The 15,620-nt window shown below is 37.7% G+C and carries 16 protein-coding genes, 1 tRNA gene and 1 pseudogene; 3 read left to right on the top strand and 15 right to left on the bottom strand.

All coding sequences use genetic code 11. The features are described 5' to 3' along the window. From F580_RS26540 to F580_RS0101925, 5 genes and pseudogenes are all read right to left on the bottom strand, one after another. The coding region (locus F580_RS26540; RefSeq protein WP_026301191.1) for a DUF7151 family protein at positions 1-384 on the bottom strand (384 nt) is incomplete at its 3' end. An 86-nt stretch (positions 385-470) separates the two neighbouring features. Beyond that, on the bottom strand, positions 471-785 hold the full coding sequence (locus F580_RS23730; protein WP_245560583.1) for a response regulator: 315 nt from the start codon (positions 783-785) through the stop codon (positions 471-473). A 252-nt stretch (positions 786-1,037) separates the two neighbouring features. After that, positions 1,038-1,439, bottom strand: coding sequence for a hypothetical protein (locus tag F580_RS0101935; RefSeq protein WP_026301190.1), 402 nt, complete (start codon positions 1,437-1,439; stop codon positions 1,038-1,040). A 126-nt stretch (positions 1,440-1,565) separates the two neighbouring features. Beyond that, a complete protein-coding gene (locus tag F580_RS0101930; RefSeq protein ID WP_019026010.1) occupies positions 1,566-2,567 on the bottom strand; it encodes an AraC family transcriptional regulator in 1,002 nt (333 codons plus the stop codon). 149 nt (positions 2,568-2,716) lie between these two features. Further along, positions 2,717-2,974, bottom strand: a pseudogene (locus tag F580_RS0101925) (integrase arm-type DNA-binding domain-containing protein); the annotation flags it as partial. A 753-nt stretch (positions 2,975-3,727) separates the two neighbouring features. Between F580_RS0101925 and F580_RS0101915 the strand changes: the two are divergent. Continuing rightward, positions 3,728-4,582: a hypothetical protein gene (locus tag F580_RS0101915; protein WP_019026007.1), complete on the top strand. Its 855-nt coding sequence runs from the start codon at positions 3,728-3,730 to the stop codon at positions 4,580-4,582. Beyond that, positions 4,579-5,025, top strand: coding sequence for a hypothetical protein (locus F580_RS0101910; protein ID WP_019026006.1), 447 nt, complete (start codon positions 4,579-4,581; stop codon positions 5,023-5,025). Before F580_RS0101915 ends, F580_RS0101910 begins: the two co-directional genes overlap by 4 nt. Positions 5,026-5,229: 204 nt before the next feature. Here the strand turns inward: F580_RS0101910 and F580_RS0101905 are convergent. From F580_RS0101905 to rlmE, 7 genes are all read right to left on the bottom strand, one after another. After that, positions 5,230-5,314 (bottom strand) — tRNA-Leu (locus F580_RS0101905). 194 nt (positions 5,315-5,508) lie between these two features. Further along, positions 5,509-5,913, bottom strand: a complete 405-nt coding sequence (secG, locus tag F580_RS0101900; RefSeq protein WP_019026005.1) for a preprotein translocase subunit SecG — start codon at positions 5,911-5,913, stop codon at positions 5,509-5,511. Between the two features lie 2 nt (positions 5,914-5,915). Next, positions 5,916-6,686 carry a triose-phosphate isomerase gene (gene tpiA, locus F580_RS0101895; protein ID WP_019026004.1) on the bottom strand — a complete coding sequence of 257 codons (771 nt, stop codon included), beginning with the start codon at positions 6,684-6,686 and terminating at the stop codon, positions 5,916-5,918. 315 nt (positions 6,687-7,001) lie between these two features. After that, on the bottom strand, positions 7,002-8,339 hold the full coding sequence (glmM, locus tag F580_RS0101890; RefSeq protein ID WP_019026003.1) for a phosphoglucosamine mutase: 1,338 nt from the start codon (positions 8,337-8,339) through the stop codon (positions 7,002-7,004). A 132-nt stretch (positions 8,340-8,471) separates the two neighbouring features. Beyond that, complete coding sequence (folP, locus tag F580_RS0101885; protein ID WP_019026002.1) at positions 8,472-9,320, bottom strand: dihydropteroate synthase; 849 nt, start codon at positions 9,318-9,320, stop codon at positions 8,472-8,474. 129 nt (positions 9,321-9,449) lie between these two features. Next, entirely contained in the window at positions 9,450-11,441 is a 1,992-nt protein-coding gene (gene ftsH / locus F580_RS0101880; RefSeq protein ID WP_026301187.1) for an ATP-dependent zinc metalloprotease FtsH, read from the bottom strand. Positions 11,442-11,737: 296 nt separating this feature from the next. Continuing rightward, complete coding sequence (gene rlmE, locus F580_RS0101875; RefSeq protein WP_019026000.1) at positions 11,738-12,388, bottom strand: 23S rRNA (uridine(2552)-2'-O)-methyltransferase RlmE; 651 nt, start codon at positions 12,386-12,388, stop codon at positions 11,738-11,740. 517 nt (positions 12,389-12,905) lie between these two features. On the opposite strand from rlmE, the gene yhbY reads away from it, so the two are divergent. Beyond that, positions 12,906-13,202: a ribosome assembly RNA-binding protein YhbY gene (gene yhbY, locus F580_RS0101870; RefSeq protein WP_019025999.1), complete on the top strand. Its 297-nt coding sequence runs from the start codon at positions 12,906-12,908 to the stop codon at positions 13,200-13,202. Between the two features lie 157 nt (positions 13,203-13,359). Here yhbY and F580_RS0101865 read toward each other — a convergent pair whose 3' ends face one another. The 3 genes from F580_RS0101865 to greA all read right to left on the bottom strand — a co-directional run bounded on the left by F580_RS0101865 (position 13,360) and on the right by greA (position 15,543). Then, complete coding sequence (locus F580_RS0101865; RefSeq protein ID WP_019025998.1) at positions 13,360-13,578, bottom strand: type II toxin-antitoxin system antitoxin; 219 nt, start codon at positions 13,576-13,578, stop codon at positions 13,360-13,362. Between the two features lie 186 nt (positions 13,579-13,764). Then, positions 13,765-14,610, bottom strand: coding sequence for an SPFH domain-containing protein (locus tag F580_RS0101860; RefSeq protein ID WP_019025997.1), 846 nt, complete (start codon positions 14,608-14,610; stop codon positions 13,765-13,767). 456 nt (positions 14,611-15,066) lie between these two features. Further along, the gene (gene greA / locus F580_RS0101855) at positions 15,067-15,543 is read right to left on the bottom strand and encodes a transcription elongation factor GreA (RefSeq protein ID WP_019025996.1); all 477 of its coding nucleotides are present in this window, start codon (positions 15,541-15,543) and stop codon (positions 15,067-15,069) included. Positions 15,544-15,620 lie beyond the last annotated feature (77 nt).

The following is a 15,620-nucleotide window of genomic DNA, read 5'->3' as shown; positions in this document are numbered from 1 at the left end:
GCCATTTGAGCCATCGCTACCATCTGTGCCATTTGAGCCATCGCTACCATCTGTGCCATTTGAGCCATCGCTACCATCTGAGCCATTTGTACCATGACAAACAATGTCTGTATTGTCTACTTCTGAGGTATCTAAAGAGCCATTACCGTTTTCATCTATTCCTGTTTTTATTTCAATACCGCCATTAAGGCAGCCAGCAACAGACTCTAAAATTTGGTAACTCATTGCCAATGAATATTTTTTTGAGTTGTCTATCGGAGTTTCAATTGGGGGTTGTTCTGGGGCTGGCTTTTCCGTTTCGGTGTCTCCACCTCCACCACAAGCCATTAACGTTGCCGTCATTAGCACTAAAACCAAATTTCGTACCCAGTGTGTAAATTTCATCTACTTTCCTAATAATTATTAAGTGACTGCTATTCTATAAGTGATGTTTAGTAATAGAAATTATGCAAATAAAAAACCAGCTTAGGTTAAAGCACTCTTTTTACCGTGACTTCAAGCTTGGCAGGATCAAAAGGCTTAACTATCCAACCTGTTACTCCTGCTTCTTTCCCTTGCTTCTTCGCTGTAGCGCAACTCTCTATTGAGGTGGCTAATATTGGAATATATTGATGTTTTTTTTCAACTCTAAGACATTTAATCAGTTCATAGCCATTCATGTTTGGCATGTTTATATCAGTAATAATTAAGTCAAATTTATTAATTCTTGCTTTAGATAGCCCATCTAAGCCATCTTCAGCTTCTACAACATTGTATCCAAAGGACTCTAAATTGACCGTTAGTATTTAGCGCATTGCTCTAGAATCGTCGACCACTAGAATCCGTTTACCCATGATACTTAGTCCTTTGTTATTTTCGATAAATGTAATGTGAACTAAGATATCTATATTAAAAAATATAAAGATCTTCATCTTCTGCCAATCTAGTATATGAAATGAAAAGGTATTACCGCTGTATCATAAATTAGATTTGTTTGAATGATTTAAGCAAATAAATTTAGTCTGTTTTGTGGTGAAAGTGAGCCTTAAAGGGTAACTTTAAACATTTTGCGTAGTCACACTTAACTCTGTAGTAAGCCAGTCAATGGCTTGAGCGCGATCAAATTCTAAACCCGAAAATATTTTCATATTAAGCTTGTCTAACTCTCGTAATTGTTCAATATTTTTCGTATCAGACGCTCCCGCTGTGTAGTGATTTAAAATAGCTACAGCTTGAATTAGTGGTGAGGAGCCAAGCACCAACTTAGCTTCAAAGCTGTATTTATAGTCATTAATTTTATTAATTAATATACCAATACTATGCTGAAAGTTTTGTTCGATATAGTCATCAAATTCTTCCACCATTTCAATGCTAACCAAGATGTTTTTATCAATTATTAATTCCAACATATCCTTGGAAAGAGAATTAATTACAGCAAAACTTAAACGATGAAGCATCATACATTCCTTTGTTTTTAAGTCTATTGAAAGGTGTGGAGCGAAATAGTCACGCAAGTTAGTGATGATAGTGTTAGATAACTTGAAAAGAAATGGTCATTTTGCGCCATCTGGTTATATCTGGTTAACTTAAATACTTGTAACTTTCGATAAGCCTTCGCGATAGTCACAAGGTGTAGTGTTAGTCCAACGACGAAAAGCACGATTAAAATTTGAAACATCGTTGTAACCTAGGAATTCACTAATTTCTTTTATATAAATATTTGGTATTACTAACATCTCCAAAGACTTTTTAAAACGCCAATTATCGATAATACTCGACATGGATTCACCCTCTTCTGCTAGGTTTCGCTGTAAAGTGCGTGTGGATAAACTTGTCATGTCCGTGATCAAGCCAGCATTCATATGTAAATAATCATGTTTTGAATCTAACAATCTCTCAATTCTCGATGACAACGATCCTGTTCCGGGGAAATTATTTGACAGATGAGAAGATAGGCCCGCTCCTGACATCGGCTTTGTCAGCAAAGACGTTGGGAATTTTATTGCCGTTGCGGGTTGTCCTAAGAAAATTTTTGCATTCCAGCCCGAAGGAAATAACGACTCTATATTAGGCATAGTACTGCTTTGAAAATGTATCTCTAATGGAGCCCAATTACCCCCTGTAGCTAACTGGACACTTCTTATCAACAATGAAAAAGCAAGGTACTCAGTTTGATTTCTACCAAAGCTTGAGCTATCAGTAAAACGTTGTCGGAAGGTTGTAATGGCTCCATTAATTTCTAAATCCAATTGCTGGTTACTTAAAAGTACACCATTATTTTTAACGCCAAATTGAAAAGCAGATAAAAGATCAGGTGCAAGAGCAATTAATTCTCCCCATTGCGATAAGGTAGCTAATTCAATACTTTCTGAAAATTGCACTGCCAATTCATCAATACCCTGTTGACGGTGGACTTGATCAAAGAACTTGTACATAAACTCAACAGGGACATAGAGGTTAGGATCATTTAACTTAAACCTATCTAAGCCAGATGTTATTAACAGACGTTCAACATTTACTCCTGACCCCATCAAATCAGATATTACAGGCATTAAAAACCCAACTTGAGCGATATGTGATTCAGACATTTTTAAATCTTACTTTGTTGTTGATTTATACTGTTGACAAGTTAACTCCTGAGAATTCAAATGTCCAATGCCATTAAAGCAGATCAAAATGACGTGGTTTACCAATAAGCACATCTTCAAAATCTACTACTTTCTCCTTAGATGATACTAATATCATTGGCCAACAATGAGCGGGCCTGTTCACGTAACTTTCTAGCATCGGCTAAGGATAAAGCTGGGTACTTGCCTAAACTGAGATTAGCTTTTTTTTTGTTGATAGGTCGTTGATAGTTAAAAAGCCAAAGTTTTGAACCACTAGGTTTAACCCGTAGCTGTAAGCCGTCACCATCAGATAGGTTATATTCCTTATCCCTTGCTTTAGCCTGTTTGACTTCAGTATTTGTCAGTGGTTTGGTAATTTTAGCCATGTAACACCAGTAGTTTTAGTATTCACTATGAATATCATTAAGTTACATTATTTATGTAACACCGTCTAGTTTAACCTAAGCGTGATGTTACATTGGGTGTTACATAAAAACGTGGATTTAGATGGATTCAGTTGGAGTATTCTGGACATAAAAAAACCGGGAGCCATTATTCTTAAAGGGCTAACCGGTCTTTATTGGACTTCTTTGTATAATCTAGTGGTGCGGATGGGGGGACTTGAACCCCCACGACCTAAGTCACCAGCCCCTCAATACAGTGTACCTAAACACCTTAAACCCTTTAAAAACAACAACATACGTAGGCGCGCACGTCGTATCAAACCAACATTTAAGTACATTTAAATACTTTTAATATCAATTGGATACGTATTTATATTGACCCAAAAATCCCCCCTATAAATCAAAATATTAAATTAAGTTAGCTCATTGATATGATTAATTCATATACCCTTTACGGTTAATTTTCAAAAATAGCATTGCCAACAACATATTGTGTACTAACTTAAAAAATAGCTAACATTAAAGCTTTTGATAAGGCCTAACTAATAGGTGACTATTTCGCTAAGGTTTTACACGTATTATCATGTAAGTTTTATCATATATTATAGAGCGTTACCTATGGTAAGTAGGTGCTTTGTATGGTAAATATTAATATCAGCAATGGAAAGTAAGATTCAGATATAGTGGTTTGTTTAAACACACCACTATAACCACAGATAAGCTTAAAGGATTAAAATGAAGTATAAAAATGTCACTTTTGACTTGTATAGATATCAATTACTTCCTGTGACTCAAGAAGTTCAGCCAGATTTATATAGAAAAATACTAAATACTGAGCAATTAAAAGAACAAAAAAACAATTTATTTCATGAAATCCTGTCAAACTTACCAGATTTAAAAAATGGTTCTAATATTTTGCACCAAATGGTGGTGTTAAATAAGGGAGACTGGTTCGTATTTAAGCTCGGTGTACAAAAATCAGTAGAAATAGAAAACGAGAACTTTGATAAAGAGCGTATAAATAATTGGCCTCATATTACAGTAATTATCAACAATAGACCTGACAACCAATATATCGCTATATCGAAAAATTCAAAAGCATTCTCTTCAACAAGTGTTGTTGTAAATATTATAAGTGATAGCTTGAAGGCTCACCTAAACAATATGCAGTTAACAATGCAAGTTGAAGTGCTTTTTGACAAAGAAGAGTTTTGGAATATTGTTCACACCAATCGAGGTAAAATAACTTCTGTTAGATTTGAACTCATATCACCAAATATGGCAAATATTTCTAAGTGCTTAAAAGTTGATTTAAAGCAGATCAATATTGATACCAACTCACATAAAACATGCTTAGAATTTAATTCTGCTGATGATGCGGCTTTAGAAATAATAGATAACAATGAAGTTATTGATGGTTTAGTTGAATATGCTTCTGAAGGTGGGGGGGATATAATATTTAAAGTTAATGGCTTGAAACGTTCAGTTCATACGCAAAAGACAAACAGAACAATTGAATTAGACGAGCTAATTGTCGAAAATTTAAATATAGAATCTTTAGAAACGTTAATGGGGTTTTTAAAATTATGATTTTAGAATATCTAAAAACCAGTTCGCTTTTCATATTACTTGGTGGTCTGGTTAGATATTTATGTTCATCCATAGATTCAAATTATTTGATCAATTTTCTTGATGAAAACCTAATATCACTATTAATCGCACTTTTAGCTATTAATACGACAACAGGTAGTATTCTAATGACAAAGTTGCATGATATTTTGAAACAACATGGTGGTGATTTTCAGTCCACACTGTCCCAATTAAAATTATCTATAATTGAACAACTTTCATTTATTATTATTGCATTGATCGCATTAGTTTTGTTAGATAGCAAGCAGATAGTTGAATCATATTTTTTTGCTAAGTTGATTCTAGAATCCACTCTCATTGCTGTTTTTATTGCAAGTCTTCATAATTTATATGACACCGCAAGTTCAATCTTCATTATTCTTAGTTGGGAAGGTGAACAATAAATATAAGGCAAATTAAGATATGTTATTAACGAAGGAATGTGGGTTGTTTATGATTAATAAAGTTGGTTTAAATTCTTAATTTATTATCATAACAAGTATGTTCAGAAAAGAAGGTAAATCATTTTGACCCATGTTTTTGCATATTTTATAAAACAAGCACTTCAACACAAAACATGACTCTAAAGGTTGTTTTCATAAGTTTAGTGGTGCGGTCGGGGGGACTTGAACCCCCACAACCTAAGTTATATGCCCCTCAAGCATACGCGTCTACCAATTCCGCCACGACCGCATTAAACTTTATGAAACGCTAGTTTTTATATGTTAACTAAGCAAAAAACGTTCAATTATCAAGAGATAATCGCATAGGCGCGCTCCGCCCTCAAGCTGGCGCGTCTACCAATTCCGCCACATCCGCGCAATACTAGATTATTAAACTTTTAGCTTTTCACTAAGTTGAGGCTTAGCTAATTTAATCAGAGCAGTTTAGTCAGGAACGTTGCTGTTATCTTCTTTCTTAGCAGGTTCGTCTGATGCAGGTACATCACTGTTCTGTGCAGCTGGTAATGTCGCAGGTTCAAGGCTTTCACCAGGAATAGCATCAACCGCTTGCTCAGTAGGAACAGTTAAGTTATCCCACTCATCAACCGCTTTGGTTTTGCTCGCTGTTATGTTACCTAAGATTAAGCTGATAGCAAAAAATGCTACGGCTAAATAGGTTGTTGCAGATGTTAGGAAGTTACCTGAGCCACCTGAGCCAAACACTGTAGCCGAAGAGCCAGCACCAAAAGATGCGCCCATGTCTGCGCCTTTGCCTTGTTGAATTAATACTAATCCAATAAGTGCTAAAGCAATAAGTACGTAAACGATAATTAAACCTTGATACAACATTTCTATTTTCCTTTCGCTGCGGAACAAATGATTTTAAATTGTTCCACTTTTAAACTAGCTCCACCAATAAGACCACCGTCTATATCAGCTTGTGCAAATAATTCTTCACAGTTAGCTGCGTTAACGCTGCCACCGTAGAGTAATGGTACTTTAGCCGCCACCTGCTCGTTTTGCTGAGCTAAAAATTGACGAATAAACTGATGTGTTTCTTGTGCCATGGCACTTGATGCTGTTTTCCCTGTACCTATAGCCCAAACTGGCTCATACGCGATAACAACATCATTAAATTTCTCTATGCCAATTTCATCGATAACTGGCTGAAGCTGTGCAGATAACACAGTTTCTGTTTCGCCTATTGCACGTTCTGCTTCACTTTCACCAATACATAAGATGGGTGTTAAGCCGGCATTTAATGCCGCATGAACTTTCTTAGCAACTTGGGTAGAGGTTTCTTTAAAGAGACTTCTACGTTCAGAGTGACCAACTATTACATAGTTAATCGCTAAGTTTTTCAACATAGCTGTGGATATTTCACCTGTGAAAGCACCACTTTCATGTTCACTTACGTTTTGTGAGCCAACATGGATAGCTTCATTTAACTTAGCCGCTTTTATTTTCTGAGTAAGCTCAGATAAATAAGGGAAGCTAGGACAGATAACTACATCAACGTGTGAAGATAGTTTAACATCTGCCAATCCTAAAACCATAGTATCAACTAGGGCTGAGTCACCGTTCATTTTCCAATTTGCGGCTACAATTGCTTGTCTAGTCATTTATACCTCTTAGCCTAGGTTATTTTCTTATCACTTCAGTTTTTAAATGCAGTGATTGCTAAAATGAAGCCGCGAGATAGTAACTAACCTACGTAAAAGATACAAGTATTTCACACAATATCTTTTACTGGTTGCAGGTTTTTTATACTTACTTACCAATCTAGACAAGAATTCACTCATTTTTTGAGTAGAAGACTATAACGCGGTGTTTCCTATAATGCAGTTTTAATAGCGGTTTTACTTTCTTAACGCTACCGTTTTGTAGTAGTTTCGTCGAGGTTTAAGCCGTATTAAGGTATGCATTTATTGGCAATACTATTTAACCAGCTTCACAAAATCGGCGATTTTGTTAGCTAGTAGTGTTACTTCATCCATATCAGGTCCTTCAACCATAACGCGAATTAAGGGTTCAGTACCTGATTTACGTAATAATACGCGACCTCGACCTGTTAAGGTTTCATTTACTTCATCAACAGCGGCTAGTACAGCAGCATCGTTTAATGGATTATCTTGCCCTGAAAAACGCACATTCACTAGCAGTTGCGGTAACATAGTGATGCCTTGGCGTAACTCAAATAATGATTTTTCTTGCTTAGTTACTGCGGTAAGTACATTAAGTGCGGCAATAATACCATCACCGGTAGAGGTGTGATTAAGGTTGATAACATGACCTGAGTTTTCCGCGCCGAGTTGCCAGCCTTTCTCTTTTAACATGGCCATAACGTAGCGATCACCAACATTACTACGCGCAAATTCGATATCTAATTCTTTTAAAGCTAACTCTAAGCCCATGTTGCTCATTAAGGTGCCAACAACACCGCCGCCTTTGCGACCCGATTTTATATCATTACAGGCGATGATATAAATAATTTCATCACCATCAATAACATAACCGGTATGATCGACCATCATCAAGCGGTCACCGTCACCATCAAGGGCAATACCAAGATCAGCTTTGTGCTCAACTACCGCTTTGCTGATTGCATCCATTGATGTGGCGCCACAACCATCATTAATATTGGTGCCATTAGGCGAAGTACCTATTTCGATAACCTTAGCGCCTAATTCACGAAATACATTGGGCGCTATGTGATAGGTTGCACCGTGAGCACAATCAACTACTAGGGTTAATCCTTGCAATGACATTCGCGTTGGGAAATTACTTTTACAAAATTCAATGTAACGCCCTGCCGCATCATTTATGCGAGTAGCCTTACCTAACTGAGCTGATTCAACACAATCCATTGGTTTCTCAAGCTCGGCTTCAATGGCTAATTCAACATCATCAGGCAATTTTTCGCCTGATTGTGAAAAGAATTTAATACCATTATCATAAAAAGGGTTGTGCGAGGCACTAATAACAATGCCGGCTTCGGCTCTGAATGTTTTAGTTAAATACGCGATACCAGGGGTTGGCATAGGACCAAGCAAGCCGATATCGACACCTGCTGCTGAAAAACCCGCTTCAAGGGCTGATTCCAGCATGTAACCTGAAATACGAGTATCTTTACCAATTAAAACTTTTTTTGTTCCTTGCGCGGCTAACACTTTACCGGCAGCATAACCTAGCTTCATGACAAACTCAGGGGTTATAGGGCCTTTGCCAACTAAACCACGGATACCATCGGTACCAAAATATTTACGATCAGACATAGTTTTTCCTTATATATTTATTCAATAGCAGCATCGCTTCGCTGCTAGTTTTGTTAGTTTCACTAACTTAAATTATGTTTATGCTTACAGTACCCATCACTGATAGCTAATGTTGATAGCTAATGCTGAAAGTTAGTACTGGTACTTTGCGGTCATGGATAAAACCTTTAGGGCATCGACCGTTTCTTTAACGTCATGTACCCGAATAATACTCGCATTTTGCTGTGCGGCTATTATAGCGGTAGTAAGACTACCTGCAAGACGTTCATCGACATTACGTGACAATAAATCACCTATCATTGATTTCCTCGAGGTTCCAGATAATAGCGGTAAGCCTAAATCACTAAACTGATGTAACTGAGCCAATAATTGATAGTTTTGCTTTAGTGTTTTACCAAAGCCAAAGCCGGGATCTAAAATAAGGCGTTCACGGTTAATACCTGCTTGTTCGCAAACCTTAATACGCTCGATGAAAAACTGCTTAATATCACCAATCACATCATCATAGTGCGGGTTTTCTTGCATTGAACGCGGTAAGCCCTGCATATGCATTAAACACACCGGTACCTTACTTTTTGCTAGTACCGCTAAACATCCCTCATTCTGTAATGCCCGCACATCATTTATAATATCAGCGCCATGAGTGATTGCCTGAGACATAACCGCAGCTTTGCTGGTATCGATTGATACCTTGACAGTAAATTTTGCTTTAATGGCTTTAAGTAAGGGGATAACGCGCGCTAGTTCATCTTCTTCACTAACCTCAACAGCGCCAGGACGAGTTGACTCCCCACCAATGTCGATAATATCAACACCGTCGCTAATCATTTGTTCAACTTGTGCTAATGCTTTATCAAAGGTTGCAAATTTACCACCATCGGAAAAGGAGTCAGGGGTTACGTTTAAAATGCCCATAACTTGTGGTCGACTAGTAATATTTGCTTTGCCTAGGCTGCTTGATAAGGATTCATCTTGTGTCATTTATTAATCTTTATTGTTAGTTAACCTGAACTCTGGATAGAGAGACAAGTCGATTTTGCTGATTTCCACATATGAAAAAGCCTCGATATTTAAGGTAAATATCGAGGCTTTACTATTTTTAAAAACGTATTAAGTTGAAGGAGTATCGCCGCTAGGCTTGCTCGCATCAGGCTCTACTGGGCTAGTTTCCTCAGTGTCCTTAGCCGACTCAGCATCTTTACTCGTTGCTTCTACGTCTGCAGAGGCATCACCATTGCCGTTCTTTTTGGTAGAATCGTCGCTATCTTTATCATCCCAATCTGCTGGTGGACGAACAGTCGTTCTCGCCATCAAATCATCAATTTGTAAAGCATCAATGGTTTCATACTTCATCAAGCAATCTTTCATGGCATGAAGAATATCAATGTTCTCTTTCATTAAGTCTTCCGCACGTTGATAGTTACGATTAATCACCGCTTTAATCTCTTCATCAATTAATTTAACGGTGTCTGCTGACAAATGGAAAGATTTAGCCGAAGAACTACCTAAGAAAATTTCACCTTCGTCTTCAGCAAACAACATTGGCCCTAACTTTTCAGATAAGCCCCATTGTGTCACCATTTTACGGGCAATGTCCGTCGCACGTTCGATATCATTTGATGCACCAGTAGACACTTTATCACTACCGTAAATCAATTGTTCCGCAATACGTCCACCGTACAATGAAGAAATATTACTTTCTAAGTGCTGCTTAGAATGACTAAACCTGTCTTGCTCTGGTAAGTACATAGTCACACCAAGGGCACGGCCACGAGGAATAATACTTACTTTATAAACAGGATCATGATCTGGCACCAAACGACCAATTAAGGCATGTCCGGCTTCATGGTAGGCGGTCATTGCTTTTTCTGACTCACTCATCACCATAGATTTACGTTCTGAGCCCATCATGATTTTGTCTTTGGCTGCATCAAATTCTTTCATACCAACAACACGAAGTGCTTTACGTGCGGCTCCTAAAGCGGCTTCATTGACAAGGTTTGCCAAATCTGCTCCCGAGAAACCTGGCGTACCACGAGCAATGACTGTTGCTTTAACATCATCACCTAGGGGCACTTTACGCATATGTACTTTTAGAATTTGTGCACGACCACGAATATCAGGTAAACCAACCGTTACTTGACGGTCAAAACGACCTGGACGAAGTAATGCCGGGTCTAATACGTCTGGACGGTTAGTTGCAGCAATAACAATAACGCCTTCGTTACCTTCAAAGCCATCCATTTCAACTAACATTTGGTTTAATGTTTGTTCACGTTCATCATGACCACCACCTATACCAGAACCACGTTTTCTACCAACGGCATCGATCTCATCGATAAAGATAATACAAGGAGCCGCTTTTTTGGCCTGTTCGAACATGTCACGTACACGAGATGCACCAACACCAACAAACATTTCAACAAAGTCAGAGCCGGAAATAGTAAAGAATGGTACTTTTGCTTCACCCGCAATGGCTTTTGCCAGTAAGGTTTTACCCGTACCTGGCTGACCAACTAATAAGATACCAGAAGGAATACGGCCACCTAATTTTTGGAAACGATCAGGCTCTTTTAAGTAATCAACCAATTCTTCAACTTCTGCTTTGGCTTCATCACAACCAGCGACATCAGCGAAAGTGGTTTTGATTTGCTCTTCACTTAATTGACGTGCTTTAGATTTTCCAAATGACATAGCGCCTTTACCACCGCCACCTTGCATTTGACGCATGAAGAAAATCCATACACCAATAAGGAGGATCATTGGGAACCAAGAAACAAAAATAGTCGTTAGAAAACTGGTTTCTTCCGGTAATTTACCTTCCGCTCGCACACCTTGCTTAACTAGATCGTTAATTAAATCACGATCATAGCCACCAGGTATTACGGTTTTGTATGCTTCACCACTACGTTTTTCACCAGTGATTACGCCATTACGGTCAACACTCGCATCGCGAATTTGTCCTTGACGCACATCCTTGATAAAACGGGTGTAATCCATTTGTTGATCTGGTGAAGTGCTCGGAGTAAAACTCTGAAATACACTCATCAATACAACTGCAATAACTAACCATAAAATAAGATTTTTTGCCATATCGCTCAACTTGATGACCTCTTGTGATGTTTGATATTTTAAATATGAATAAAACTATACTAAACTATTGTGCCTAATTTACTACATTTCAAGGCTTGGAGCTATTTAACTTTAGTAGCTAGTAACAACTAGTTACATTAAAAAAAACCCAGACTAATTAGCTAATGGCTTTATATTAAGCGCTATTATGCTACTTAGGCGATAAGTACCGCGTTAATAGCCTGAAAAGCGGACTAATTTACCCTCAGCGTCTTCAAGCGTTACAAAATATAAGCTTAGCCACAATAACAATTTGTTGTATTTATTTAGCCCTTGTAACCAGTTCCCACAAGGTAAACTTCTCGTGAGCGTGCTCTTGATGATTCAGGTTTACGGGTTTTAACTGTCTTAAACACTGCACGGGTCGCTTTCATGTAATCTTCAAACCCTGCACCTTGGAAAACTTTAACAACAAAAGCACCATTTGATTTTAATACTTCGCTGCACATATCTAGCGCTAATTCTACTAGATACATACTACGTGCTGAATCAGCACTTTCATTACCTGTCATATTAGCCGCCATGTCAGACATAACAACATCAATGTTTTTACCATTAATCCGATTTAATAAGGTCTCGAGAACTTCTTCTTCACGAAAATCGCCTTCAAGAAAATCAACACCGGCAATGGCGTCCATCGGCAAAATATCACAAGCGATAACTTGGCCTTTATCACCGACCACCTTCACTGCGTATTCAGACCAACTACCTGGCGCTGCACCCAAATCAACCACTTTCATACCAGGTTTAATCAATTTATCTTTAATATTGATTTCTTCTAGTTTGAAGACTGCCCGTGAACGCAAGCCTAAGCGTTGTGCTTTTTTCACGTATTCATCTTGAAAGTGTTCGTCTAACCAACGCTGACTACTTGCTTTATGCTTTTTATTTACCGGCTTTTTATTACTCGTATTCATTCTTTTCTCATAAATAGCTTAACTGTTAGTATCATACCAATTCTAATAAATTTATTCCCTACTCAGAGTTATGTCAGGGAAGTTAGAATAAATATTTTTTTTGCTGGTCTAGTTATTCTAAACCTGAACCAAATTGTGCAATTATCACTTACCTGACAAACTCCCGAAGGGGCTTTACCTTACAAAAAAGTAAAAGATTTACATGCTACTTTATTGATTTTGACAAGGACGCTACATGGATGGAGCTTATTAGAGAATGCAGATGGTACAGGAAGTCTCTTATTAGATAATGCAGACGTGGCATGGATGCCACTTATTAGAGAATGCAGGATGCAACATTCTCCTGAGCATATTATCCTGAGCTTATTCTCCTGAATAACCATTCTCATCAATCAATACCTTGCCTCTAAGCCTTTTAATTCTCGCTGAGCAGGAAAAAACTTAATAGACTTGGTATTAGTCTCTAGATAAGGGTAAAATGTCGGCAATTCAAGGCAACAGATAACGAAATTTAGTAATGAGCTTAAACAAAAAACAAATTCAACACCTTAGAGGTGTCGCACACTCTCTTAAACCCATTGTTTTATTGGGTAATAATGGCTTAACAGAAGCGGTTGTAGCAGAGATTGATTATGCATTAAATCATCATGAGCTAATCAAAGTAAAAATTCCAACAGAAGATAAAGAGACTAAAGCGTTGATCGTTGAAGCTATTTGTCGTGAAACGAAGTCGACTCAAGTACAAGTGATTGGTAAAACATTAGTTATTTACCGTGAAAGTGAAGAAAAGAAAATTAGAATCCCTAAGAGCTAATTTTACTTTTAGCTTTGCCAGCTAAAGCTTAAGAGTTAACGAATTAACTCGTAATAAAAATGACAGCCATGGCTGTCATTTTTTGTTTGTAACAAATATATTAATTCATTGACCCAAGTGATTATTTTTCTGTCGCATCAGGTTTATACCAAACGGATTAATTAGTCCGATTGGTATTATTGCCCTGCCCTTCACCTTCGACCAGAGAAGTGACAACTTTTTGGGTCAATTTAACTCGCCCTGAATCAACCAAGGCTTTCCTTAATACATATTCAATTTGAGCATTAACGCTGCGCAGTTCATCATCTGACCAACGCTGCATTGCCGCCAAAACATCAGGATTTATTCTAAGTGGGAAGCTTTTTTTAGCAGCCACTGCTACCTCCAAAATTTAACGAAATAAAAAAAGTAAACAAAACTAGAGCCAAATTTACTGAACTCCCGACTAATACATCACGGGAGTGACGATAGCTGATAGCTCCCGATTAAAAACCTCAGGGTGACGGTAACTGATAGTTCTAGTTAGTAACCTTCAGGAGTGATAAAAATTCAAGATTATATTTTAATACAGACTACCGGTATTCACTACCGGTTGCGTACTTTTATCACTACACAAAACCACCAGTAAATTACTGACCATAGCAGCTTTACGCTCTTCATCTAATTCAACAATACCCTTCTCTGACAATTGTTTAAGTGCCATTTCAACCATACCGACTGCGCCATCAACGATAAGTCTTCGAGCAGCAATAATTGCTGAAGCTTGCTGTCTTTGTAACATGGCATTGGCAATTTCAGGTGCATAAGCTAGATGACTAATACGGGCTTCATGAACGATTACGCCTGCTTTCCCTAATCGGTCCTGTATTTCCACTTTTAAAGCTTCTGATACTTCTTGAGGGTGGCTACGTAGAGCAATGTCATCACCTTCATGTTGATCATAAGGGTAACTAGTCGCCATATTACGTAAAGCCGATTCACTTTGAATATTAACAAAGCTGATATAATCATCCACTTCAAAGACTGCTTCCGCAGTATCATCTACCGACCAAACAACCACAGTGGCAATTTCAATCGGATTACCATGGTTATCATTCACTTTCATTTGATTGGATTCAAAGTTACGAATCCTTAATGAAATACCCTTGCGCATAAATAATGGAATAGTCCAGCGTAAACCGCCCGCCTTAACTGTGCCGACATAACTACCAAAGAAAGTCATTACTTTCGCTTGATTTGGTTGCACCATAAAAAACCCGGGCATGGCGGCAATTGTCAGTATAAAAACCAACACGGTCATAAGTTCAATATTACCGACCGCTGCTTGGCTAACAATAAAAGCTGCTGCCGCAAGCAAGATAAAAAAAACACCATAGCCACTCACTGAAAAACCTACTTTTTCATTCATTCGACATTCCTTCTAAAAGCAACAAGTGATATCACTTTGATATCACTTTAATTTCATAAACAGTACAAGAGTAATACGTTATTTGCAAGTAATACCTTTATGAAGACAATCCGATGAAGGCCTTTAATGACCAAGCACAAAAAAGGCCGCAAACTGGATGTTTGTGGCCTTTAGCTAAATCTGATTGCAATAGATGCTGAAGAAAACTCTACAACTACTGCTTACAATAGCGTTTTTATAGCAAATGCATTGGTATTAGATAACCTGAGTTCTGGATAATGAATGTTATAACACTATGAAATTTAAATAGTAAACTACAAGTTATACACAATGACGATAGTTGAGTCGTTAACAAGGCATTTTTACGTACCCAATAGCTAGCTATTGGTAGTAGAAATAACGCTGATAGCGGTTAAAGTAGCTTTGTTGTGTAATATTGCTTATCCAGAGATCAGGTTAGATATACTCGACAGCAATAATTTCATACTCTACTACGCCACCCGGTATTTTGATTTCAATTTCACTATCAACTTCTTTGCCAATTAAACCACGGGCAATAGGTGAACTAACTGAAATTCTTCCGGTTTTAATGTCGGCTTCATCATCACCAACAATTTGGTAAGTCACTTCAACTTCAGTATCAATATTCAATAATGTCACTGTAGTACCAAATATAACTTTGCCGTGGTTTGGAATTGACGTTACATCAATCACTTGGGCATTACATAATCGGCCTTCAATGTCTTGAATACGACCTTCACAAAAACCCTGCTCTTCTTTGGCTGCATGATATTCGGCATTTTCTTTTAAATCGCCATGTTCACGCGCTGTAGCGATATCTTTGACAATACGAGGGCGTTTCTCTGTTTTTAATATTCTAAGCTCTTCTTGTAAAAGCTCAGCACCACGAAGGGTCATTGGATATTTAATCATTATTATCTTCTCATTCTAATGATAAAGGTGGTTAATCCATAAATAGGAGATAACCACCTTTAAAAAAGTTTTAGATA

The organism is Colwellia piezophila ATCC BAA-637, assembly GCF_000378625.1.
Taxonomy (GTDB): Bacteria; Pseudomonadota; Gammaproteobacteria; order Enterobacterales; family Alteromonadaceae; genus Colwellia; species Colwellia piezophila.
This window is presented reverse-complemented; position numbering and strand designations above follow the sequence as displayed.